Source organism: Sphingomonas panacisoli (genome assembly GCF_007859635.1).
Classification (GTDB): domain Bacteria; phylum Pseudomonadota; class Alphaproteobacteria; order Sphingomonadales; family Sphingomonadaceae; genus Sphingomonas; species Sphingomonas panacisoli.
On record NZ_CP042306.1, the window covers coordinates 1,791,716 to 1,815,271 of the forward strand.

A 23,556-nucleotide genomic window follows, 5' to 3' on the forward strand; every position below is an offset into this window, starting at 1 on the left:
ATGACCGACGCGACCGGACCGACCTACGACATCGACAGCTTCTATCAGGGGCTGGTCGAGCATGGCCTGATCATCCCGTCGGAAATACAGGGGGGCTACGGCCGGGGCGCGGTGTTCGAAGATATATTAGAGCGTTTCAACGATCTCGTTTCGCGCACCGCGAAGGACGACGGCGCCGAACCGATGATGTTTCCGCCGATCGTCCCGCGCACGCTGATCGAGAAGGTCGGCTATATGGACAACTTTCCGCATCTGTGCGGTTCGATCAGCAGTTTCTTCGGTGGCGAAAAGGATGCGCGCGCGCTCAGCGAGTGCGTTCATGCGGGCGAGCGCTGGGAGGACAGGCTCGACCCGACCGAGGCCATGCTGACCCCGGCGGCCTGCTACCCGGTATATCCGACATTTGCCGGTACGCTGCCTGCGGGCGGGCGCCTCGCGACGCTGACGGGCTGGGTCTATCGCCACGAGCCCTCGCCGGAGCCGACCCGGTTGCAGGCGTTCCGCATGCGCGAGTTCATCCGCGTGGGGACGGTCGATCAGGTCGTGGCATGGCGCAACGCCTGGCTCGAGCGCGGCCTGTCGCTGCTGAAGTCCCTCCAGCTACCGGTCGCGAGCGACGTCGCGAATGACCCCTTCTTCGGCCGCGCCGGCAAAATGATGGCCGCCAGTCAGCGGGACCAGCGGCTGAAGTTCGAAATCCTGTGCCCGGTGATTTCCGCGGATAACCCGACCGCGATCTGCTCGTTCAACTGGCACCAGGATCATTTCAGCGCCACCTTCGACATCAAGACGTCGGATGGCGAGGTGGCGAGCACCGCCTGCCTCGGCTTCGGTCTGGAACGCGTGACGCTCGCGCTGATCAAGACCCACGGCTTCGATCCGGCAACATGGCCGGCCGAGGTCCGCGCGCTGCTGTGGCCGTGACACGCGTCGTCGCGCTGCACGGCCTCGACGCCGGCGCGCACGACGCGCATCGACTGCACGCGCCCGACCGCATCTGGCCCGAGACGAATTGCTACGCCGATCTGTGGATCGAGCTGTTGCACGCGCAAGGCATGGATCCGCACGCGATGCTGCCATGCGTCTTCGGGCTCGATTTCGAAGGCGATCAATGGACATTCTTCAAGCCGTCGCTGGCCGATCTGCGAACGCTTTACGGCATCGACGTTCAGGAACTGACGCTCTGGCGCCCGTTGTTGGACCATGCGCTCGAACATGTCGGCGCGGGCAAGCTGGTTAGCGTGGAGGTCGATTCGTGGTGGCTGCCGGACACGGCCGGCACCGACTATCGCGAGGAGCATGGCAAGACGACGATCGTGATCAACGACGTCGATATCGCGGCGCGGCGCCTTCGCTATTTCCACAACGCCGGCTATTTCACGTTGGACGGCGAGGACTTTGCCAGGACGTTCTGGTTGGACGGTGAAGCGCCGATATTGCCGACATACGCCGAACTGATCCGCATCGATCGCGCGGTCGTTCGCGACACCGCCACACTTCGCGCGCTGTCGCGTGGGCTCCTCGGCGAGCAACTGAATTGGCGCCCGGCGGACAACCCGGTCGAACGCTTCCGATCGCGATTCGACGCCGACCTGCCCGCGTTGCAGGAGGCAGGATTGGCCCAGTATCACAAATGGGCTTTCGCCGGACTGCGCCAGCTCGGCGCCGCGTCAGCGCTCGCGGCGGAATTCCTGCGCTGGCAATGGGCAGACGAAGCTCCGGAGAACGCCATACAGGCTTTCGAACGTATCGCGACCCTGGCGAAGACGCTGACGCTGAAATCCGCCCGCGCCGTCAATTCCGGCCGGCCGCTCGACGCGACGGAGAGCTTCGACGAAATGGCCGAGGCGTGGCAGATCGCAATGGACGGGACCATCGCGGCACTTGCCAGGTCCGGCGCCGACGAAGCGTGATGCCGGTACTATCGGCGTCGGTGGCGAGCGATGGAGCGGCCTCGGCACCGCCGATATTGGCTGCCGATTCCGATGACCGCGGGACCCTCCTGTCTGTTCAGATATTACGGTTCCTCGCGGCGTTCGGCGTGGCGGTCTATCACGCGCATCTGCATCTAGCCGCCGTGCAGCCGGGCTATCGATCGGGCATTGAGGATCGCATCTTCCAGGTGGGCGCCAGCGGCGTCCATGTCTTCTTCGTCATCAGCGGCTTCGTCATGGTCTTCACGTCGTTCAGAGGCGGCCGGTCGCTGAGCCCGCGACAGTTCCTGGAACGACGCTTTTTTCGCATCTATCCGATATATTGGCTGTTCGCGGCGGTGTATGTCGTGACGCACTGGGCCCTCGGCTCCCCCTATGCACTGTCGTCGTCAGACTATGTCGGTGCGATCCTGCTCCTGCCGACATTCGCCGCCATGATCATCGGCTCCGGCTGGACGCTCACGTACGAAGTCTATTTCTATCTGGCCTTCGGCGTTGCTTTAGCGCTCGGGCGCCGGACCGGGCTCGCACTCCTTACCGCATTCTTCGCGAGTAGCGCGGTGGCGGGTGCCGTGTTCCATCTCCAGGGTCCGGTCCTATCCATCTTGACCAATGCGCTACTGCTCGAATTCCTGGCCGGATGCGCACTTGGCCTGATCTACCGACGCGTCGCGGTACCCATACTCTTGGGGTATATCATGCTGATCGTCGGCGGAGGTGGGCTCGTGGCGAGCGAAATGTTCGCTCCAGAGTGGTTCCCTCTGACGCTAGCCCTCGCCCCGTTTTCAGCACTTCTCGTCGCGGGCGCGCTTACCCTTGAACGACAGATCAGCGCACCCGTGACGCACCTGCTCGCACGGCTCGGCGACAGTTCTTATACTTTGTATTTGCTGCATATTCTGGTGATCGACCTGCTACTCGAGATCTCGCCGGTTGCAGCGTTCGGCCGGCATTCGAACGCCTCAGCCTTGTTGGCGGTTCCCTTCGCGGTTGCAGCAACGGCCCTAGCGGTGGTCGGGCATCGCGTAGTAGAGCTGCCCCTGCTCCGATGGTTTCGACGGGCCGTACTGAAGACAGCGCCGATCACCACACTTAACTAAATGTTAACCATTTCCTTCAACACTTTTTAACATGCTGGGACGCGCTATTCGATCAGGCCGCCATGCCTGCCTCCTCGTCGCCTTCGCCTTGTCGGCATGTGGCGGCTTTGGCGCATCGACCGACGTAACCGCGGCGGCGATCGATCCGGCTCCCAGTCCGACGTCCGATCCGGGAACGGCTCCAACCCCGGCGCCGACGACCGCGGGTATCGCGTCGCCGTCGTTGCAAGGACTGGCAAAGGTATCGTCCGGCCTAAGCCTTCAGGATTACCTGCAGCCGTCATGGGGCACCGGCGACGTGCCGGGATCGATGGCACCCGACGATGTGGGAGCATTCCGCTTTTTGTGCGCGCCGTCGCACAACGCCTATGACGATCCGATCGTGTATCCGGGGCAACCGGGCAAATCGCACCTCCATACGTTCTTCGGCAACACCAAGACCGATGCCGGTTCTACCTATGAATCGCTGCGGACGACCGGCGACAGCAGTTGCAACGACATGCTCAACCGTTCGGCCTATTGGGTCCCGGCGATGATGAACGGCGCGGGCAAGGTCGTGATGCCCGATGGCCTGGCGGTCTATTACAAGCGCTATCCGGTGACCGACGCGCGCTGCACGACGTTCGCGACGGCTTGCCTGCCGCTGCCACGTGGCCTGCGCTATGTCTTCGGGTACAACATGCTCGACCCGTCGAGCACGCCGACCGACACTACCAAGCGTTGGTGGAATTGCGACGGGCCCGGCGCCACGACCGGTCACTTCGCGACGATCGCGGAGGCGTTGCGCGGCTGCCCGACCGGCGATCGCATCGGTGCCGTTCTGGTGGCGCCCGATTGCTGGAACGGTACGCAACTCGACAGCCCGGACCATCGCAGCCACATGGCGTACCGCGTACAGGACGGCCAGGGACACGCCGTCTGCCCGAAAACGCACCCCTATATCATTCCCGAATTCCAGCTCGGCGTTTGGTATTCTACCGACGCGACCACGAAGAACTGGTACCTCGCCTCGGATCGCATGGCCGGCATGGCCGATATGGAACCGGGTTCGACCATCCATGCCGATTGGTTCGGCGCGTGGGACGACAGTGTGATCGATCTCTGGACCGCGAATTGCATCAACAAGATGCTGAGCTGTTCGGGCGGTGACCTCGGCAACGGTCAGCAGCTGAAATTATTGACGGGCTATAGCCCGACGACGACGACAACGCTCGCCGACATCCCGGCAAGACCATAGCGGCCTGGTATTCCGGGATTGCAGGCGCCCAGACCGTCCTGCCCAAACGAGCACGATCACAATCGATTAGCCTTGATTGCCCCTATCGCTCACGGCGAAATCGGTTAGCTTCCCTGTGCGACAAGAGGGAGGCAGCGATGCGCGTTGGTACGATCCTGGTGCTTTTGATGACGCCGGCGGCCGCCGCCGCCCAGACCGCGCCGCAGCCGTCGGCACAGGGCGACGTGTCTGTCACGATTTACAACAACAACCAGGCGCTGGTGCAGGACACGCGCAACCTGGCGCTGATCAAGGGACCGAACCGCATCGAGTTTCCCGACGTCGCCAACAACATCCGTCCGGAAACCGTCCGGCTGTCGCTCGCCGATTCGACGATCATCGAACAGAATTTCGACTTCGATCTGCTCAGTCCGGCGGCGCTGCTGCAGAAGGCGGTGGGCCAGACTATCACGATCATCCGCACCAACCCCGCGACCGGCGTGGAGACGCGCGAACGTGCCAAGGTGCTCGCCAACAATGGCGGCGTGGTGCTCCAGATCGGCACCAATATCGAAGTGTTGCGCGACGACGGCCTGCCGGTCCGCGTGGTGTACGATTCGATCCCGCCCAACCTGCGCGCGCGCCCTACCCTCTCGGTATCGGTCGATAGCGGCGCGGCCGGCAAGCGCGCGGGTACGCTCAGCTATCTGACCACCGGTCTCGGCTGGAATGCCGACTATGTCGCGCTGTTCGACGAGACGAAGGGCGTGATCGATGTCCAGGGTTGGGTGACGCTGCGCAACACGAACAACGTTGCCTTCGACAATGCCGAGACCGTCCTGGTGGCAGGTGCGCCCGGCGAAGGGCGCAACGGCAGCGCTGGGCTCGCGCCCGGCTCGCTCGCCGGCACCGAAACCTCCAAACGCCAGCGGCTCGGCGACTTCTACCTCTACCCGATCGATCGCCGGCTGACGATCGCCCCCAACCAGCAGAAGCAGGTCAGCTTCCTGTCGGTGGGTAATGTGCCGGCGAAGAAGATCTACCGGTACCGGAACGACTGGCTGCAGGAATCAAAAGATTCGATCAGCGCGACGTCGGTCCTGAGCTTTTCGAGCTCGAAGGCGGGCGGTCTCGGGGACGCGCTGCCGGCGGGCGCGGTTCGCGTCTATATCCGCGACTCCAAGGGCCAGCCGCAATTCATCGGCGAGAACCAGATCGACCATACACCGATGGGGTCGATGCTCGACATTCCAACCGGCAGCGCCTTCGACATCAAGGTCAAACCCGAGCTCGTGAAGCGCGAACCGATCAGCGGCGAGCTGTGGCGGCGTAGCATCGAGTATCGCGTCTCGTTCACCAGCGACAAGCCGGGGGAGGTCGCCGTCTCGAAATCGGTTACCTACGAAAGCCGGACGTTCTGGCGGACCAGCATGAAGTACACGCTGACGAACGCGCGTCCCAACCCGGTGACCGTCGAGCTGATCCAGGGCGGGCTCGCACAGGATTGGTGGTGGTGGGGCGATTGGGACGTCCGCGTGCCGAACGAAAGCATCAAGGGCGAACAACGCTCGCGCGACGAACGCGTTTGGAAAGTGGACGTGCCGGCGAACGGCACCGTCGTTGTGACCGCCGACTTCGACACGCGCTGGTAACCAAGTCGCGTGCGCAAGCTCGTCGTCTGGTTCCTCGCGACGCTATTCGCGGCTGCGCCCCCGGCGGCGGCGCAGACGATCGTCACGTCGGCCGGGCCCGACCACGTCTCGGTGACGCTCTATCGCGCACCGAACCGCGGACCCGAGGACGCGGTCGATCGCGACGATCCTGAAGGTTATGCTTTGGTCACGGAAACGCGCGCCGTCACCATCCCTGCCGGCGACGCGGTCATCCGGTTCGAGGGCGTCGCGGGCAACATCCTGCCGGAGAGCGCGCTGATCGCCGGCCTGCCCAACGGGGTCGAGGAGAAGAACCTTGATGCCAACCTGCTCAGTCCGCGCTCGCTGTTCGACCGCGCGCTGGGCCGGCGCGTCATGGTGCGGCGGACCGATCCGGGCACCGGCAAGGTCCAGTATCTGCAGGCGACGTTACGATCGTCGTCCGAAGGCGCCGCCGTGCTGCAGTTTTCGGGCGATTATGGCGACCTCAGATGCTCTGGCATGCCCGAAACGCTGATCTATGCCGGCATCCCGCCGGGACTGTCGGCACGGCCTACCCTATCGGTCCGCACGCATAGCGCGAGCGAGCAAAAGCTGACGCTCACCTTGTCCTATCTCGCCGGCGGCTTCGACTGGCAGGCGGACTATGTCGTGACCATGCGCCCTGATGGCCGGAGCGCCGACCTTTTCGCCTGGATCACGTTGGCGTCCAGCGACGTCACGAACTTTCCCGACGCCGATCTGCAGGTCGTCGCCGGCAAACCCAACCGCAACGAAGATCAGCCGAGCTTCGGGCCCGACGCAGGGGACCTCAGCCTCAAATGCTGGCCGATGCCGGACTATGACTATCGCTCGCCCGAACCGCCGCCACCGCCGGCGCTGCCATCCGCGATGATCGAGTCGGAAAGCATGGACATCGTCATAACCGGCAGCCTGATCCAGCGCCGCGGCGCAATGTCGTCGCCCATCGCGATAACAGCGAGCGCCGAGCAACTCGGCGACCTCAAGCTCTACCGCTTCCCGCGACGCGTCACGGTCGCATCGAACGGACAGAAGCAGGTGGGCATGCTGAACAAGCCCAAGATTAAACTGCTTCCGATCTATCGCAGCACCATCCGCGGCGACGGTGATTATGCACAAACCGAATTCCTGCTCCGGAGTAAAAACGTCACCGCGAATGGGTTGGGCGTGCCGCTGCCCGCGGGCAAGGCCGCGATCTTCGCCAACGCCCAGGGACGTACCTTGATGGTCGGCGAAGCATCGATCGACGACAAGACGATCGGGGAGGATATCGAATTCTCGATGGGCGAGCCCGGCGCGGTCGATGCAGACATCGATACCGTTCGTGAAAAGGACAAAACGATCCGCTACGACCTGACCGTCACCAACGCCAATGCGTGGCCGATCGATTACGAAGCGAGCTTCGACATTTCCGCCGATTACAAGTTGCGCTCACCCAGCGCTAAGCTTGGTCGCAAGGATAGCCGCCCATTATGGACCACCCGCATTCCCGCGAACGGCAAGGTGAAGCTGAGCTATACGATCGTCGAACAAGACGAGGAAGATAACTGACCGCTCGCCTATCCCGCCTTTCGCGCGCTAAAGAAACGCTGGGCTGCACGCCCGACACCTGTCCCTATGTAGGCCCCGAAAACCGCGTGTAATTTCCGCGAGGGCGGCTAGGTTCGCGCTCGCAAAGGGCAAGATGATGGCGACCAGGGCCGTGGCTCAGACTTTCGATACGGCCGTCCACGCGCCGCTCACGCATCTGCAGCGGCTCGAGGCGGAGAGTATCCAGATCCTGCGCGAGGTCGTGGCCGAGGCGGAGCGTCCGGTGATGCTCTATTCGGTGGGCAAGGACAGCGCGGTGATGCTGCATCTGGCGAAGAAGGCGTTCTACCCGGCGCCCCCGCCCTTCCCGTTGCTCCACGTCGATACGACCTGGAAATTCCGCGCGATGTATGCGCTCCGCGACAAGGCGGCGCGCGATGCCGGGATGGAATTGCTCGTCCATCAGAACCCGGAAGCCGCCGCGCGCGGGATCAATCCGTTCGATCATGGCGGGCTGCATACCGACATGTGGAAGACCGAAGGTTTGAAGCAGGCGCTCGACCAATACGGGTTCGACGCGGCGTTTGGCGGGGCGCGGCGCGACGAGGAGAAGAGCCGCGCCAAGGAGCGCGTGTTCAGCTTCCGCTCGGCCAGCCATCGCTGGGACCCGAAGGCGCAACGGCCCGAACTGTGGAACCTCTACAACGCGAAGAAGGCCAAAGGCGAAAGCATCCGCGTCTTCCCGCTGTCGAATTGGACCGAGCTCGACATCTGGCAATATATCGATCTTGAAGGGATTGAGATCGTCCCGCTCTATTTCGCCGCGCCGCGCCCGACGGTCGAGCGCGACGGTATGTTGCTGATGGTCGACGACGAACGCTTCCAGCTCGCGCCCGGCGAGGTGCCGGTCGAACGATCGATCCGTTTCCGCACGCTCGGCTGCTACCCGCTGACCGGCGCGGTCGAGAGCGAGGCGGCGACGTTGCCCGCAATCATCCAGGAAATGCTGCTGACGACGACGAGCGAGCGTCAGGGTCGCGCGATCGATCACGACCAGGCGGCGTCGATGGAGAAGAAGAAGCAGGAGGGCTATTTTTGACGCGCCACGGAATGCGCAGCGTTCCGAAGCGTCAACCCCGGCGCAGGCCGGGGTCGTGCGCCTCATTCGCGCCCTATCGACCGCTAGCGGCCCCGGCCTACGCCGGGGCGACGGAATGAGTGATGACGACTAGTTTCCGCCCCGACGCGCTGATCGCGCAGGATATCGACGCGTATCTCGCGCAGCACCAGCGCAAGACGCTGCTGCGCTTCATCACGTGCGGGTCGGTCGATGACGGCAAGTCCACGCTGATCGGGCGGCTGCTCTACGACAGCAGGATGATCTTCGACGACCAGCTCGCCGCGCTGGAAGCGGACAGCAAGCGCGTCGGCACGCAGGGGCAGGAGATCGATTTCGCGCTGCTGGTCGATGGCCTCGCCGCCGAGCGCGAACAAGGGATCACGATCGACGTCGCCTATCGCTTCTTCGCGACTGAAAAGCGCAAGTTCATCGTCGCCGATACGCCGGGCCACGAGCAATACACCCGCAACATGGTGACCGGCGCATCGACCGCCGACCTCGCCGTGATCCTGATCGACGCGCGCAAGGGCGTGCTGACGCAGACACGGCGGCATTCCTACCTCGCGCACCTGATCGGCATCCGCCACGTCGTGCTGGCGGTGAACAAGATGGACTTGGTCGGCTACGACCAGGCCATCTACGACGCGATCGTCGCCGATTACGCCGCGTTTGCTAAGAGCATCGGCATCGCCGCGTTCACGCCGATCCCGATCTCGGGGTTCAAGGGCGACAACGTCACCGCCCCCTCCTCCAACACACCCTGGTATGCTGGCCCCAGCCTGATCGAGCATCTCGAGACGATCGAGCTCGACGCCGATACCGACCGCGCGAAACCGTTCCGGATGGCGGTGCAGTGGGTCAGCCGCCCCAATATAGACTTCCGGGGGTTCGCCGGGACGATCGCAGCGGGGACGATCGCGCCGGGCAACGCGGTCCGCGTGCTGCCATCCGGCAAGACCTCGACCGTCGCGCGGATCGTGACGTTCGATGGCGACCTCGACATCGCGGTCGCCGGCCAGTCGGTCACGCTTACGCTGGCCGACGAGATCGACTGTTCGCGCGGCGACGTCATCGCGATCGCCGACGCCTCGCCGCAAGTCGCGGATCAGTTCGAAGCGACGATCGTGTGGATGGCGGACGACGCGCTGCTGCCCGGCCGCGGCTACTGGCTGAAGCTCGGCACGCAGACCGTCACCGCGCAAGTCCACGCGCCCAAATATCAAGTCAACGTCAACACGCTGGAGCAGGTCGCCGCGAAGACGCTCGACCTCAACGCGATCGGCGTCGCCAACCTCGTCACCGACAAGCCGATCGTGTTCGAACCCTATGCCGACAGCCGTGAGCTGGGCGGCTTCATCCTGATCGACAAGCTAACCAACGCGACGGTCGCCGCCGGCATGCTGCACTTCGCGCTGCGCCGCGCCCGCGACGTTCACTGGCAGTCTGTCGATGTGACTCGCGCCGCGCACGCGCAGCAAAAGGGCCAGGAGCCGAAGGTGCTGTGGTTCACCGGCCTGTCGGGGTCGGGCAAATCGACCATCGCCAATCTGGTCGAGAAGAAGCTGTTCGCGCTTGGACGGCATTCGTATTTGCTCGACGGCGACAACGTCCGTCATGGGCTGAACAAGGATCTCGGCTTCAACGACGCCGATCGGATCGAGAACATCCGTCGCGTCGGCGAAGTCGCCAAGCTAATGACCGACGCCGGGTTGATCGTCCTGACCGCGTTCATCTCTCCCTTCCGCGCCGAGCGGGAACTCGTCCGCGCGATGCTGCCCGCGGGCGATTTCGTCGAGATTTTCGTCGACACGCCGTTGGCGGTTGCGGAGGCACGCGACGTAAAGGGCCTCTACAAAAAAGCGCGCACCGGCGAGATCGCCAACTTCACCGGCATTTCCAGTCCCTACGAGGCCCCCGAGCGTCCAGACATTCGGGTCGATACCACAGCAGAGACCCCCGAGGCCGCCGCCGAGCGTATCGTCGAACACATCATGGGCGTGTGGAGCCCCGACCTGTGAGCGACGGCGATTTCGCCGCGCAGATCGCCGAGGCGGCGGGCAAGCTGCTGCAGGAAGTGCGCGCGTCGCAGGATTGGGAGCCCAAGGCATTGGGCAAAGCGGGCGATCACGCCGCGAACGATCTCCTGTGCCACGCCATCACCACCGAACGCCCCGACGACGGCCTGCTGTCCGAAGAGCGCAAGTGCGACGGTTCGCGCATGGCCAAGTCGCGCGTGTGGATCATCGATCCGGTCGACGGGACGCGCGAATATGGCGAGGCGCGCGACGATTGGGCGGTGCATGTCGCGTTGTGCATCGACGGTGCACCGGTGCTCGGCGCTGTCGCGTTACCCGATGCCGGCCTGCTGCTGCGCTCGGACGCGGCCCCTGCCCTCGGCCCGCTCAACCATCCGCCGCGCATGGTGGTCAGCCGCACGCGACCCGCCGCCGAAGCGGTCGCGGTGGCGGAAGCGATCGGCGCCGACCTCGTGCCGATGGGGTCGGCGGGCGCGAAGGCGATGGCGGTGGTGCGCGGGACTGCCGACATCTACCTTCACTCGGGCGGACAGCATGAGTGGGACAGCGCCGCGCCGGTCGCCGTGGCGCTCGCCGCCGGCCTGCATTGCGCGCGGCTCGACGGGACGCCGCTCATCTACAATTGCGACGACACCTACGTTCACGACTTGCTGATCTGCCGGAAGGAACTGGTCAGTGCAGTAACCGGCGCCTTGGTCAATTCGACAACAGGGAACGGCTGAACTCCGCACTTTCCCTAGCAGTTTTTGCATTTTCCGAATTTGCGTTATGCTGACGGCGAGAGCCGAAGGAGAGACGCGACATGGCATGGGATTTCGAAACCGACCCCGACTTTCAGGAAAAGCTCGACTGGATGGACGGCTTCGTCCGCGACGAGGTCGAGCCTCTCTCCTTCCTCGGCCTGCACCCGGCCGATGTGAAGAACCCCAAGCGCAACGCGCTCGTCCGCCCCTTGCAGGAACAGGTCAAAGCCAAGGGCCTGTGGGCCTGTCATCTCGGTCCCGACCTTGGCGGCCAGGGCTACGGCCAGGTCAAGCTCGGACTCATGAACGAAATCCTTGGCCGTGCGGGCTTCGCGCCCAGCGTGTTCGGCTGCCAGGCGCCCGACACCGGCAATGCGGAGATCATCGCGCATTACGGCACGCCCGAGCAGAAGGAACGCTACCTCAAGCCGCTGCTCAACAACGAGATCGTCAGCGCCTTTTCCATGACCGAGCCTCAAGGAGGGTCCGACCCGACCGGCTTCGTCACGCGCGCCGAGCTCGACGGCGACGAATGGGTGATCAATGGCGAGAAATGGTTCTCGACCAACGCCAAATGGTCCGATCTGCTCGTCGTCATGGCGGTCACTGACCCAAATGCCGAGGAGCGGCATAAGCGCACGTCGATGTTCCTCGTCCCGACAGACACGCCCGGCGTCGAAATCTTGCGCAACGTCAGCGTCTGGGGCGGCCAGGACGGAAGCGAGGGCTATGTGCGCTACACCGACGTCCGCATCCCTGCCGATCACCTGCTCGGCGAGCGCGGCGGCGCGTTCGTCATCTCGCAGACCCGGCTCGGCGGCGGGCGCATCCATCACGCGATGCGCACTGTCGGCGCCTGCAAGAAAGCGCTCGACCTGATGTGCCGCCGTGCGGTCAGCCGCAAAACGCGCGAGGGCACGATCTCCGACAAGCAGATGGTGCGCATGCACATCGCCGACAGCTATATCGAGCTCGAGCAGTTCAAGCTCTACGTGCTCAAGACCGCGTGGATGATCGACAAATACAAGGATTATCGGAAGGTTCGAAAGGACATCGCCGCGATCAAGGCGCTGATGCCCAAAGTCTATCACGACATTGCCGCGCGGGCGTTGCACATCCATGGCGCGCTGGGCGTGTCGAACGAGATGCCGTTTGCGGGGCAAGTGATCGGCGCGTTCGTGATGGGCATCGCCGACGGCCCGACCGAGGTGCACAAGGAAACCGTCGCGAAGCAGCATCTGCGCGCCTATCGCGGAGTCAACGACCCGATCTTCCCCGAATATTCGATCCCCAATCTGCGCGACGCGGCGCGGGCGCGGTTCGACATGGAGCAGCTGGTCGCGGCGGAATAATCCGGCGAGTCTATCCCTGCTTCGTTCGTGCTGAGCCTGTCTAAGCGCGTGTAGCGAACACGCCCTTCGACAAGCTCAGGGCGAACGGTTTAGATTGCCTCGAAGGAGGACCTCGATGCCCATCTACGAACTCGACGGAAAAGTCCCGGTCATCGGCAAGGGCGTGTGGGTCGCGCCCGACGCGCACGTGATCGGCGAGGTCGTGCTGGGGGACGATGTCGGCGTGTGGTTCGGCACCGTGATCCGCGGCGACACGTCGCTGATCACCGTCGGCGACCGGACCAACGTGCAGGACGGCAGCATGCTGCATTCCGATTACGGCGTGCCGCTGACGATCGGCGTGGAGTGTACGATCGGCCACCACGCGATCCTGCACGGCTGCACGATCGGCGACCGCGTGCTGGTCGGGATGGGCGCAACCTTGCTCAACCAGGCGGTGATCGGCGACGAATGCGTGATCGGTGCGAGCGCGCTGGTCACCGAAGGCAAGAGTTTCGACCCGGGCAGCCTGATCGTCGGCAGCCCGGCGCGAAGCATCAAGGTGCTCGACGCCGACAAGCGCGCGTTCCTGAAGGCGTCGGCGGCGCACTATGTGGAGAATGCGCACCGCTTCGCCAGGGGTCTCAAGCGAATCGACTAGTCAGGCCGTCACCCCGACCGCAGCCGGGGTGACGATAGGATCAGTTCCCCGCCCAGGCCGTCACGCCAGGCCGCAGACGGTCCGCGATCGCTTTGCGAACCGCGATCGTCGCGATCGTACGCTTGGCACCCCCGCGCGCCGCCTCTTCCTGATATTTTTCGGCATAGGCCTGAATCTTGCCCGGCATCGCCGGATCGTTCGAGCCGGCACCGAGGCTCGGAATGAACGCCGCGCGCGAGTTCGCCTCGACCAGGCTATCGACTAGCGCCCGGTTGGCGACCGCGAAATCGAACGCCATGTCGGGGTGTCCGCCGGCCACCGCCCGCAGGATCAACGGCTTTTGCTGCGTGGTCAGGATGTCCGTCTTGATCAGTTCGAGCGCACGCATCGCCAGTGCAGGATCCTTCGCCGATCCGAGCAGGCGGACATAGCCGTTCTTCACCACCGGATTCGTCTCCGCCTTGGTCAGCGCGAGCAGATCCTCCCACTCCGCAGGCGTCACGTTCGCCGCGAAGGTGCCGAGGATCGGCGCGCGGATCCCGGGCGGTATCGCCGACGAATCGGTCTTGAGCTTGGCGAAATAGGCCCGCGCCCGCTTGAGCACTTCGGGATCGCCCGCACGCCCGAGCCGTCCGACGAGATCCTCGCGGAGGTTGGTGACGAGCGGCGGGTCGCTGTCCTTCGCGTCGTATCCGATCCGCTCCAACACCGGCCCGAGCTTTTTGATCGTCAGCGCCCTGATCCGCTCGCTGAGCGGCGTGCCGGCATAGAAACCGGACAGCGCACCGAGTTGGCCCGACACCACCGACCATTCGAGCGGACTGGCATCGGCCGGCACCGCGTCGAGCGTTGCGGCGTACGTCGCGAAGTCCTGGTCGCCGCTCAGCGCCAGCGCATAGTCGTCGCCGAGCATGCCGACGCGATCGGCGAGATCCATCTTGGCATAGTTGGCGATCAGCGCCGCATGCGGTTCGGCGGCGTAGCGGACACGCGTGTAGCTACCCTTGCCCAAATTGACGACAACCGGGCCACATCCGGCAACGGTCAACGAATAGGGCTTGTCGCTTTTGACGATCGTCGTCGCGACTGCCCCACCGATCGTCGCGATCCGCAACGGCACTTGCCATTGCTGCGGCGTCTTCGACGCGGCGTCGAGACCGAACCGTCCCTGATCCAGCGTGACGAGCGTGCCGAGGTTCGTGCACTTCCCGCCGGTCACCGTGATCATCGGCACACCGCTTTTCAGCGTGAAATCGTGCGCGAACGCGGCAACCGGCTTGCCCGATGCCTTTTCGAGTTCGGCCCAGAGCTGATCGGTCAGCGTGTTGCCGTATTTGTACTTGGCCATGTAGCTGCGGATGCCGGCGCGAAACGCGTCGGGCCCGAGCGTCGATCCGATCATGCCGATAACGGCCTGACCCTTCTTGTAGGTAATCGCTTCGTCGAATGCCTCGCCGATCTGATCGACGGTTTCGACGTGGCGGATGATCGGATGCGTCGCCGCCGTCGCATCGACCCCCATCGCCACCTCACGGTCGAACGCCACCGCGGATTCACGCGCGAACCAGTTCGCGTTCAAATCGCCGGACGATTTGTTCTCCATCCAAGACGCAAAGCCCTCGTTGAGCCACAAATCGTCCCACCAGCTCATCGTGACGAGGTCACCGAACCATTGGTGCGCCATTTCGTGCGCTACGACGGTGAAAATGCGCTGCTTGTTGCTCTCCGTCGCGCGTTTCTTGTCGAACAGCAGCTCTTGCTCGAAATAGAAGATCGCCCCCCAATTCTCCATCGCCCCGAAGAACTGGCTGGTGCCCGGCCCCGCGATCATGTCCATCTTGGGCAGCGGGTACGGCTGGCCGAAATAGTCGTTGTAATAGGTCAGCAGACGCTTTGCCTCGGCAAGCGCATAGTCGCCCTGCTCCGACACGCCCTTGCGGGTGATGATGCCGATCTCGGTCTTGCCCGCCATCACCGTACGGCGCTCCATGTCGCCCATGCCAAGGAACAGAAGGTAGCTCGACATCACCGGCGACTGGCGGAAACTGTATAGCTGCGTGCCGTCCGGACGGCGCGTGACGACGCCGGGCATGTTCGAGAAAGCGAGCTGCCCCTTGGGCGCGACGGCGTGCAGCGTGAACTTCGCCTTGAAGCTCGGCTCGTCCCACATCGGTGCGAAGCGGCGCGCGTCCGGCGCTTCGAACTGCGTCGCGAGCATCCGCGACTTCGACCCGTCGCCATTGGTGTAGTCGATCGCGAAGAAGCCAGCGGCCGATTCGTTGATCTTGCCGGTCCAGGCGAACGCGATCGAATGGATACCGACCTTCGCCGCGGCGGGCAGCGTCAGCGTGACGCGCTGGTTGGCGTCGTCCAGCTTGAACGGCACCGCCTTGCCATCGACCGTCGCCTTGCTGATCGCCAGGTCGGCCGCGTTGAGGGTGATCGTCCGCGTTGCCTTGCGAACGCTCACCGCAATCGTCTCGCTGCCGGTGAAGGTCATCGCCTGCGCGTTGGGATTGATCGTGATGTCGTAGGAGACCGGCAGGACATCTCGGTCCAGCTGCGCGGCGGCGAGCGCCGGAGCGGCAGTGGTGACCATCAACGCGGCGGCGGCGGCGAAAAGCTTCATAGGGAAAGGCACCCCTCGTGTCATAGTGTATTGTCGCGCCATAACGCCTCGCGCTCGAATGGCAAACGAGTCGTTCGCGTAACCCACGCATTCCGTACCGTCACTTCGAAAAGGCTTTTCTGTGGTTACGGCTGCGCTATGAATCACCCCATGAGCCTGCCGCCGCTGTTCGACCGCCTGCGCCTGCCCGTGATCGGGTCGCCGCTCTTCATCATCTCCGGCGTCGATCTGGTGATCGCGCAATGCAAGGCGGGAATCGTGGGGTCGTTCCCGGCGCTCAACGCCCGGCCGCAGGCACAACTCGACGAATGGCTGCACCGGATCACCGAAGAATTGGCCGCGCACAATCGCGACAATCCCGACCGGCCAGCGGCACCATTCGCGGTCAACCAGATCGTGCACAAGTCGAACGATCGGCTCGAAGCCGACTTGATGACCTGCGCCAAATGGCAGGTGCCGATCGTCATCACGTCGCTCGGCGCGCGCGAGGAACTCAACACCGCGGTCCATGGCTGGGGCGGCATCACGCTCCACGACATCATCGACGACCGTTTTGCGCGGAAAGCGATCGAGAAAGGCGCCGACGGCTTGATCGCGGTCGCGGCCGGCGCCGGCGGGCATGCCGGACGGCTGTCGCCGTTCGCGATCACGCAGGAAATCCGCCAGTGGTTCGACGGACCGCTCGCGCTGTCGGGATCGATCGCCAATGGCGGTGCCGTGCTGGCCGCGCAGGCGATGGGCGCCGACCTTGCTTATATCGGTTCGCCCTTCATCGCGACCGACGAAGCCAACGCGGTCGAGGGCTACAAGCAGGGCATCGTCGAAGGCAAGGCGGCGGACATCGTCTACTCCAACCTCTTCACCGGGGTGCACGGCAATTACCTGCGCGGGTCGATCGTCGCGGCGGGGATGGATCCGGACCATCTGCCCGAGGGCGACCTGTCGACGATGAATTTCGGCGGCAATCGCGAAGCCAAGGCATGGAAGGACATTTGGGGATCGGGCCAGGGGATCGGCGTGGTCGACAAGGTGGAGAGCGTCGCGGTTCGGGTCGATCGGCTCGAGGCGGAGTATAAGGCGGCGCGGGCGCGCTTACTTGCATAACCGCGCTCCTGCGAAAGCAGGAGCTTAGGGTGACGTCACCCGAACTATCCTAGGCTCCTGCTTTCGCAGGAGCACTGAATGGCTAGAACGCCATCGCCAATCGTGCCTGCATGTGCTGCACCGGACTGTCCAACGGCGCCGGATCGATCTGCGCATCGTCGAGGCGCGCGACGCGGCGGTGGAGGTCGATGCTGGCCGCGATCAGCGCTCGTGCGTCGATCGGCATCTGTGCCAGCACGGCGTCGTCGGTTACCGGCGCGTCGCCCAACCGTCGTGCCGGGTCGAGCGCATCGCGCGGGCTCAGTTCGCCCGAATCGACCGCTCGTTGGGTCAACAGCCAAGCGATGATGTGCATCAGCCGCGTCGTTACCTTCAGCGATTCGCACGAAAACGTCACACGCCCGAGCGGATCGAGCGCCTCGCGTTCGATCCGTGCGCTCTGATCGAAATACCCCCGCGCCTCGTCGGCGAGCAGCATCGCATCGACGTACAGAGTGTCGATCATCTTGCGGTGGACCCGCGCGTTGGAGACAGTTGCTGCCATTCGGCCAAAGTCGCGCGAATTGGCCGCCGCCGCAAGCGGGCTTATGGCCGACCACGTCCCAAATTCGATCAGGCGATGATATCGGGGATCAGCTGGTCCTCGAGCAGCGTGATTTCGTCCCGCAACGCCAGCTTGCGCTTCTTCATCCGCGCGATCTGCAACTGATCGCCGGTCCCCATCAGCCGCAACGCATCGATCGCGGAGTCGAGATCGCGATGCTCGGTCCGGAGCATACCGAGACGCTGAATGATCTGGGCTTCGTCCATCGAATCTTCCTGCCCCACCGCGATTTTTCCGATCATCGGCAAAACGATGCGGCGCGTCGATTCGCAAGCGAAATCGATGGCGACTTTTAACGCTTTTCGTGTTTTATTCGCTCCCCCACTGAACGAAGGAGGTTGCTCCCATGCACAACTCGCATCTTTCAGCTCTCGAGACGAAGCACAGCGTGCTGGACCGGCAGATCGTGGCGGAAAGCCATCGCCCGGCGCCCGATCGCGAATTCTCGCCGATCTGAAGAAGCAGAAGTTGCGCGTGAAGGAAGCGATCGCCGCGCTGTAGCGCACGATACCGTGCGGCGCCCCGGTTGCGGCCGGGGCGACCGCATCAGAACATCGGTTTGATCGGCTTATCCTTGGCCGGCGCCTTGTCGGATACGACGGGCTTGCGGGCTTGCAGCGGATCGATCGGATTGTCGAACGCGATGCCGATCCTCCCTGCCGCGGTCCAGGCGACTTGGCCGAGCACCTTACCGATACCCCGCAGTTCGATCTCAAGCGCGCAGCCGATTTCGACCGGATGCGGATATTCCGCCATCAGCCCGCCCGGCGACAGGTTGCGCACGCGCACCTGCAGCGTACCGGGGCGCCCGTCGATCCGCAGGCCCGCCACGAGGAACAGGCTGTCGCGCGCCTTCGTGCGCTTGGCCGGCTCGACGCTGATCGGTGGAAAGGTGTTGGGTGTAGAGTCGCTCATGCATCCTGCCCGAAACGAAAACAAACGTCTCGCTGGCGCACGCATAAGCCCGAAATATTGTCCAAAGGGTTAAGGCTGCGAAAGCCTTAGTCCTCGCGCGATACCTTTTCATTCCGCTCGTGACGCTCCTGCGCCTCGACCGTCATCGTCGCGATCGGCCGCGCCTCGAGCCGGCCGAGCGAAATCGGCTCGCCGGTCACTTCGCAATAACCGTATTCGCCTTCTTCGATCCGGCGCAGCGCCGCATCGATCTTGGAGATCAGCTTGCGCTGGCGATCGCGGGTGCGCAGTTCGATCGACCAGTCGGTCTCGCTCGACGCGCGGTCGGTCAGATCGGCTTCGCGCAGCGGTTCGACCTGAAGTTGCGACAGCGTGGTCACAGCCTCCGCCAGGATGGCTTCTTTCCAGCGCAGCAGCTTGGTGCGGAAATACGCCTGTTGGCGCGGGTTCATGAACTCTTCGTCGGCGCTCGGCCGATAGCCGTCGTCGGCGTCGTTCGCCGGCAGCCCGAAACTGGAATCCTCTACGCGATTCAAAGCCGTCGCCATCCCCGCTCTCCCACTGGCCCTGGCGCCGTTCGTGTCGCCGTCCAAGGCCGTCCCCTTGCGGCGGGCCTATAGCGATGCCGAACCGGCTCCACAAGCGATTGACGACGGGCCGTTTCGATCGGCACCGCCGTACGCACGGACGGCATAGCCAGGGTCCGCTTTCCCCCTCGTGAACCGAGCTTTCATCGTCACGAAAGGAGATGGCGGCTCGTTGGCGCGCGTCTTCACGTATCACAATGAAACGTTAACTATAACTACAGCGCCGCTGGACGAATTAAGCGAACTCCGATGCGATTATTCTTGGTTAACGTCGTTGCACTTAATGTTTTGTTTCGCACTATGCCCTTAGCGGCTCAACAGCTGCGACGAAGGATCACCGTCTTGTCAGGGGGCAGGCACGGTTAACGAAGAGAGTGACGCGATGTCTGTTCGGATGGCCATGGCAAAACTTTGCGCCTGCGCATGCGGTGGCGCGATCGTCGGGGGCGGCGCCGTCAAGGTGTCGGAGACCACGAGCCCGCGCGCCGGTTACGTCAAGACGACGTACAAGAAGCGCGTCGTCCGGACCACGCGCACCGCTTCGGCGCGCGCCGCCCGCGTTCGCAAGGTTGTGACCACGACGACGACCGCCTGCCCGCCCGCCGTGGTGACGGTCGCCGGCGGCCCGCCGCTTCCCGTCCCGCCGCCCTTCACCGGTTCGACCGGCGGTGGCGGCCCGGCCGTCGTCGGCGGTTCGGGCGGTGGCTTCGGCGGTGGTGGTTTCTTCGCCGGTGGCTTCTTCGGCGGCAGCGGCGGATCGTCGGGCGGCGGGATCGTCGTGTCGTCGACCTCATCGAGCAGCGGCGGATCGACCAGCAGTTCGACCTCGTCGGGCGGATCGTCGACCTCGTCTTCGACCGGCGGCTCCAATGTCGATATCAACAATAACAACAACAACAGCAACGACAACAGCGCGAACAATTCGAACAACAACAATCAAACGAACAACCAGACCAATAACAACGACCAGACGAACAACAACAACCAGTCGCAGAACCAAAACCAAAACCAAAACCAGAACCAGGATCAGAGCCAGTCGAGCACGTCGTCGAGCAGCACCAGCTCGTCCAACTCGTCGGCCAGCTCCAGTTCGACCTCGAGCTCGTCGTCGAGCTACGGATCGTCCTCGAAGGGCTGGAGCTCGTCGAGCAGCTGGGGTTCGAGCGGCTGGCACGGCAGCAGCGGTTCGACCGGTTCGTCGGGCGGCCCGCCAGCGCCGGTCCCGGCTCCGCCGATGATCTTCCTGTTCGGCGGCGCGGCCGCGGCGCTGGTCGCCCGCAAGCGGTTCGCCAAGCGGACGACCGTTACCGCCTAAGCGGCGCTAAGCGCCTTCTCGATTTCGGGCAGGGGGTGGCCGGTGAGATCCTTCGGGATTTCGCCGGCCACTCTCTTTCGACCTCGACATGGTAATGCTTGCGTAACTCGCCGAGCGTCTTGGCGGGGGCAGCGATGATCAGCGATTCGAATTCGCCCGCCAGCGCGCGGCTCTTGAGCATCGCCCCGACATCGGCAGCGAAGCGATCCTCCTCCTGCTGGTGGAAATCGACTTCCTCCATCGTGTTCTGACGCCCGCCGATCCCGCCCGAGGCGCGCCCTGGCGCGTCGGTCTTCTGATCGCGGTCGGCGGGGTTCACGCGCTCCTCGGCATGCTCGACGACCAGATTGGGATACGCGGCGTCGCCTTCGTTGCGCAGGAACAACGCCTTGCGGCCATCGGCGACGACGACGAGCGTGTTGTGGGCGACTTGCATGGCATTCTCCTGTGGTTTGCGAAGAGAACGCGCCGACCGCACGCCGGGTTGCGCACCCTGCCCTGCGCCGCCATAGCCGCGTCGCTATGCATGACATCCGCTTGATCCGCGAAAACCCCGAAGCTTTCGACGCCGGCCTGCAGCGCCGCGGCCTGTCGCCGATGGCGGCAGACCTGCTGGCACTCGACGAAAAGCGTCGCGCGGTGATCACCGAATTGCAGGCTGGCCAGACGCGCCGCAACGAGGCGTCGAAGGCGATCGGCGCGGCCAAGGCGGCGAAGGACGAAGCGACCGCGCAGGCGCTGATGGCCGAGGTCGCGACGCTCAAGACTCGGATGCCGGAACTGGAAGAGGAAGAGCGCACGACGGAAGCCGCGCTCAACGAAGCGTTGGCCGCTATCCCAAACCTGCCGCTCGCCGATGTGCCCGAGGGACCTGACGAGGATGACAACGAACTGGTCGCCGCACACGGCACCCAGCCCACCTTCACCTTCGCGATCAAGGAACACGATGTAATCGGCCCGGCGCTCGGCCTCGATTTCGAGACCGGGGCAGCACTCGCCGGTGCGCGTTTCACGCTCGTTCGCGGCGCAGCGGCGCGGCTCAACCGCGCGCTCGGCCAGTTCGGGCTCGACGTGCTGACCCGCGACCATGGTTACGAGGAAGTCGTCCCGCCGCTGATGGTCCGCGATGAGGCGATGTTCGGCACCGGCCAGCTTCCCAAATTCGCCGAGGATTTGTTCCAGACCACCGACGGCCGCTGGCTGATCCCGACCAGCGAAGTCAGTCTGACCAACATCGTCCGCGAAAAGATCCTGAGCGCCGACGAACTCCCGCTCCGCTTCACCGCGCTTACCCCCTGTTTCCGCTCCGAAGCGGGCGCGGCGGGCCGCGACACGCGCGGCTTCATTCGTCAGCATCAGTTCGAAAAGGCGGAAATGGTCTCGATCGTCCCGCCCGATCAGTCTGAAGCCGAGCACGAGCGCATGACGGCCGCCGCCGAGGACGTACTGACCCGGCTCGGCCTGCCGTTCCGTCGCATGAAACTGTGCACCGGCGACATGGGCTTCTCGGCCGCGCGAACCTACGACCTCGAAGTGTGGCTGCCCGGCCAGGGCCGCTATCGCGAGATTTCGAGCTGTTCGACCTGCACCGATTTCCAGGCGCGCCGCATGAACGCGCGCTATCGCGGCGAGGACGGCAAGCCGGCGTTCGTCCACACGCTCAATGGCTCCGGTTTGGTGGTCGGCCGGATGATGGTCGCGATCCTGGAAAATTATCAGCAGGAGGACGGATCGGTCGCGATCCCCGACGCGCTGCAACCCTATCTGCGCGGGCTCAACCGGCTGGAGCCGGCGATCTGATTGCCTCCCGTCTCGCTCGCGTTATGCTTCGCTAGCTGGGGGCGGAGCATGCGAGCGACGATGTCGGTAGTTTTGATCCTGATGCTGGCCGGCTGCATTCCTGCCGGCCAGGATTATGAACCGCCGCAAGCCGGTTATGCCGCGCCGGCCGAACGCGAAGCCCCGCAAGACCGCTACGACCCGCAAGATCGCTATGTTCCGCAGGATCGCGACGAGCCCGAGCCACCCGACGAACGCATCTCCGCCCCGCCCTCGGCGCCGCCGGCCTGGGTCGCGCAGCCGGTCACGCCGGACGCGCGGACGATCACCAGCTCCACCTACGTCGTCCAATCGGGCGACACGCTACGCGGCGTCGCCGAACGCGTCGGCGCGGGCGCGGAGAATATCGCCGACGCCAACGACCTCGACCCGCCGTTCACGCTCCGGCCCGGTCAACGGCTGACGATCCCCGGCGGCCGGTATCATCTCGTCCGGCCCGGCCAGTCGGGCATCGCGATCGCGCGCGCCTATGGCGTGAAATGGGCCGATATCATCGCGGCCAACGACCTTGACGAGCCGTACATGCTCCGTGCGGGCCGTCGCATCCTGATCCCCGGCGGCACGCGCCCGCAAACGCTCGCCGAGCGGGCCGCGGCGTTCAAGATCGATCTGGGCGACATCGCGACCGGCGGCGGCGAGCCGGCTATCCCGGAGGGCAACAAGGCCCCGCGTGCGGCGACCATCGTTCGTCGACCGCTGGCCTCCTTAACACCGATCGCGACACCCGGACCGTTCAGCGGCAGCTTCTTCTGGCCTGTCTCGACCGGTAACGTCGTCAAGCGCTTCGGCGCGGGCGCGAGCGGTGAGCGCAACGACGGCATCAATATCGCGATACCGATCGGCACGCCGATCAAGGCGGCGGCTAACGGCGTCGTCATCTACACCGCGACCGACGTGCCGGGACTGGGCGGGCTGGTGATGGTCAAGCACGGCGACGGCTGGACGAGCGTCTACGGCCATGCCAGCCGCATCCTCGTCCAGCGTGGTCAGGCGGTCAGGCGCGGCCAGTCGCTCGCTCTGTCCGGTGCCACCGGGTTCGCGGATCGACCGGAACTGCATTTCGAGTTGCGGAAAGGTCGCGCGCCGGTCGATCCGTTGAGCGAATTGCCGAAACGCTAGGGGGTGATGCCCATGTTCGATCGCCGTTCGTTCTTGCTTGGCTCGACCGCCGCCCTCGTGACGGGGACGGCTTTCGCGGATGCCGTGCGCCGGCCCCGCC

Annotated in this window: 20 protein-coding genes and 1 pseudogene; 15 read left to right on the plus strand and 6 right to left on the minus strand. The window is 64.5% G+C overall.

Going from position 1 to position 23,556, the window contains the following annotated elements; genetic code table 11:
- The 11 genes from FPZ24_RS09150 to FPZ24_RS09200 all read left to right on the plus strand — a co-directional run bounded on the left by FPZ24_RS09150 (position 1) and on the right by FPZ24_RS09200 (position 13,344).
- The gene (locus FPZ24_RS09150) at positions 1–924 is read left to right on the plus strand and encodes an amino acid--[acyl-carrier-protein] ligase (RefSeq protein WP_146571304.1); all 924 of its coding nucleotides are present in this window, start codon (positions 1–3) and stop codon (positions 922–924) included.
- Entirely contained in the window at positions 915–1,913 is a 999-nt protein-coding gene (locus FPZ24_RS09155; protein WP_186728704.1) for a DUF1839 family protein, read from the plus strand. Before FPZ24_RS09150 ends, FPZ24_RS09155 begins: the two co-directional genes overlap by 10 nt.
- Complete coding sequence (locus FPZ24_RS09160; protein WP_146571308.1) at positions 1,913–3,034, plus strand: acyltransferase family protein; 1,122 nt, start codon at positions 1,913–1,915, stop codon at positions 3,032–3,034. The genes FPZ24_RS09155 and FPZ24_RS09160 overlap by 1 nt, the downstream gene beginning before the upstream one ends.
- Positions 3,035–3,065: 31 nt before the next feature.
- Positions 3,066–4,271: a DUF1996 domain-containing protein gene (locus tag FPZ24_RS09165; RefSeq protein WP_146571310.1), complete on the plus strand. Its 1,206-nt coding sequence runs from the start codon at positions 3,066–3,068 to the stop codon at positions 4,269–4,271.
- Positions 4,272–4,408: 137 nt separating this feature from the next.
- On the plus strand, positions 4,409–5,902 hold the full coding sequence (locus FPZ24_RS09170; RefSeq protein ID WP_146571312.1) for a DUF4139 domain-containing protein: 1,494 nt from the start codon (positions 4,409–4,411) through the stop codon (positions 5,900–5,902).
- Between the two features lie 9 nt (positions 5,903–5,911).
- Positions 5,912–7,474, plus strand: a complete 1,563-nt coding sequence (locus FPZ24_RS09175; RefSeq protein ID WP_146571314.1) for a DUF4139 domain-containing protein — start codon at positions 5,912–5,914, stop codon at positions 7,472–7,474.
- A 151-nt stretch (positions 7,475–7,625) separates the two neighbouring features.
- The gene (gene cysD / locus FPZ24_RS09180; protein WP_240047398.1) at positions 7,626–8,552 is read left to right on the plus strand and encodes a sulfate adenylyltransferase subunit CysD; all 927 of its coding nucleotides are present in this window, start codon (positions 7,626–7,628) and stop codon (positions 8,550–8,552) included.
- Positions 8,553–8,674: 122 nt separating this feature from the next.
- On the plus strand, positions 8,675–10,591 hold the full coding sequence (gene cysN, locus FPZ24_RS09185; protein ID WP_146571318.1) for a sulfate adenylyltransferase subunit CysN: 1,917 nt from the start codon (positions 8,675–8,677) through the stop codon (positions 10,589–10,591).
- Positions 10,588–11,331: a 3'(2'),5'-bisphosphate nucleotidase CysQ gene (locus FPZ24_RS09190; RefSeq protein ID WP_146571320.1), complete on the plus strand. Its 744-nt coding sequence runs from the start codon at positions 10,588–10,590 to the stop codon at positions 11,329–11,331. Before cysN ends, FPZ24_RS09190 begins: the two co-directional genes overlap by 4 nt.
- Positions 11,332–11,411: 80 nt before the next feature.
- Positions 11,412–12,704, plus strand: coding sequence for an acyl-CoA dehydrogenase family protein (locus tag FPZ24_RS09195; protein WP_146571322.1), 1,293 nt, complete (start codon positions 11,412–11,414; stop codon positions 12,702–12,704).
- Between the two features lie 115 nt (positions 12,705–12,819).
- Positions 12,820–13,344: a gamma carbonic anhydrase family protein gene (locus tag FPZ24_RS09200; protein WP_146571325.1), complete on the plus strand. Its 525-nt coding sequence runs from the start codon at positions 12,820–12,822 to the stop codon at positions 13,342–13,344.
- A 40-nt stretch (positions 13,345–13,384) separates the two neighbouring features.
- On the opposite strand, the gene FPZ24_RS09205 is transcribed toward FPZ24_RS09200, so the two are convergent.
- Positions 13,385–15,973 carry a M1 family metallopeptidase gene (locus tag FPZ24_RS09205; RefSeq protein ID WP_146571327.1) on the minus strand — a complete coding sequence of 863 codons (2,589 nt, stop codon included), beginning with the start codon at positions 15,971–15,973 and terminating at the stop codon, positions 13,385–13,387.
- Positions 15,974–16,123: 150 nt separating this feature from the next.
- On the opposite strand from FPZ24_RS09205, the gene FPZ24_RS09210 reads away from it, so the two are divergent.
- Positions 16,124–17,077, plus strand: a complete 954-nt coding sequence (locus FPZ24_RS09210) for an NAD(P)H-dependent flavin oxidoreductase (RefSeq protein WP_146571329.1) — start codon at positions 16,124–16,126, stop codon at positions 17,075–17,077.
- 82 nt (positions 17,078–17,159) lie between these two features.
- Here FPZ24_RS09210 and FPZ24_RS09215 read toward each other — a convergent pair whose 3' ends face one another.
- From FPZ24_RS09215 to dksA, 4 genes are all read right to left on the minus strand, one after another.
- On the minus strand, positions 17,160–17,582 hold the full coding sequence (locus tag FPZ24_RS09215) for a DUF1465 family protein (protein WP_240047399.1): 423 nt from the start codon (positions 17,580–17,582) through the stop codon (positions 17,160–17,162).
- Between the two features lie 107 nt (positions 17,583–17,689).
- Positions 17,690–17,887, minus strand: coding sequence for a YdcH family protein (locus FPZ24_RS09220; RefSeq protein ID WP_146574327.1), 198 nt, complete (start codon positions 17,885–17,887; stop codon positions 17,690–17,692).
- A gap of 340 nt (positions 17,888–18,227) precedes the next feature.
- Positions 18,228–18,596, minus strand: a complete 369-nt coding sequence (locus FPZ24_RS09230; RefSeq protein ID WP_146571333.1) for a PilZ domain-containing protein — start codon at positions 18,594–18,596, stop codon at positions 18,228–18,230.
- 86 nt (positions 18,597–18,682) lie between these two features.
- On the minus strand, positions 18,683–19,144 hold the full coding sequence (gene dksA, locus FPZ24_RS09235) for an RNA polymerase-binding protein DksA (RefSeq protein WP_146571334.1): 462 nt from the start codon (positions 19,142–19,144) through the stop codon (positions 18,683–18,685).
- 439 nt (positions 19,145–19,583) lie between these two features.
- Here dksA and FPZ24_RS17165 point away from each other — a divergent pair, with 439 nt between their 5' ends.
- Positions 19,584–20,498, plus strand: a complete 915-nt coding sequence (locus FPZ24_RS17165) for a hypothetical protein (protein WP_240047400.1) — start codon at positions 19,584–19,586, stop codon at positions 20,496–20,498.
- Here the strand turns inward: FPZ24_RS17165 and FPZ24_RS09250 are convergent.
- Positions 20,495–20,934 (minus strand): annotated as a pseudogene (locus FPZ24_RS09250) (host attachment family protein). The gene FPZ24_RS17165 and the pseudogene FPZ24_RS09250 overlap by 4 nt on opposite strands.
- Before the next feature lie 86 nt (positions 20,935–21,020).
- Here FPZ24_RS09250 and serS point away from each other — a divergent pair.
- Together serS and FPZ24_RS09260 are read left to right on the plus strand one after the other, a co-directional pair.
- Positions 21,021–22,298: a serine--tRNA ligase gene (gene serS / locus FPZ24_RS09255; protein ID WP_146571340.1), complete on the plus strand. Its 1,278-nt coding sequence runs from the start codon at positions 21,021–21,023 to the stop codon at positions 22,296–22,298.
- Positions 22,299–22,358: 60 nt separating this feature from the next.
- Positions 22,359–23,456 (plus strand): M23 family metallopeptidase, encoded by a 1,098-nt coding sequence (locus tag FPZ24_RS09260; RefSeq protein WP_186728707.1) that lies wholly within the window; start codon positions 22,359–22,361, stop codon positions 23,454–23,456.
- Positions 23,457–23,556 lie beyond the last annotated feature (100 nt).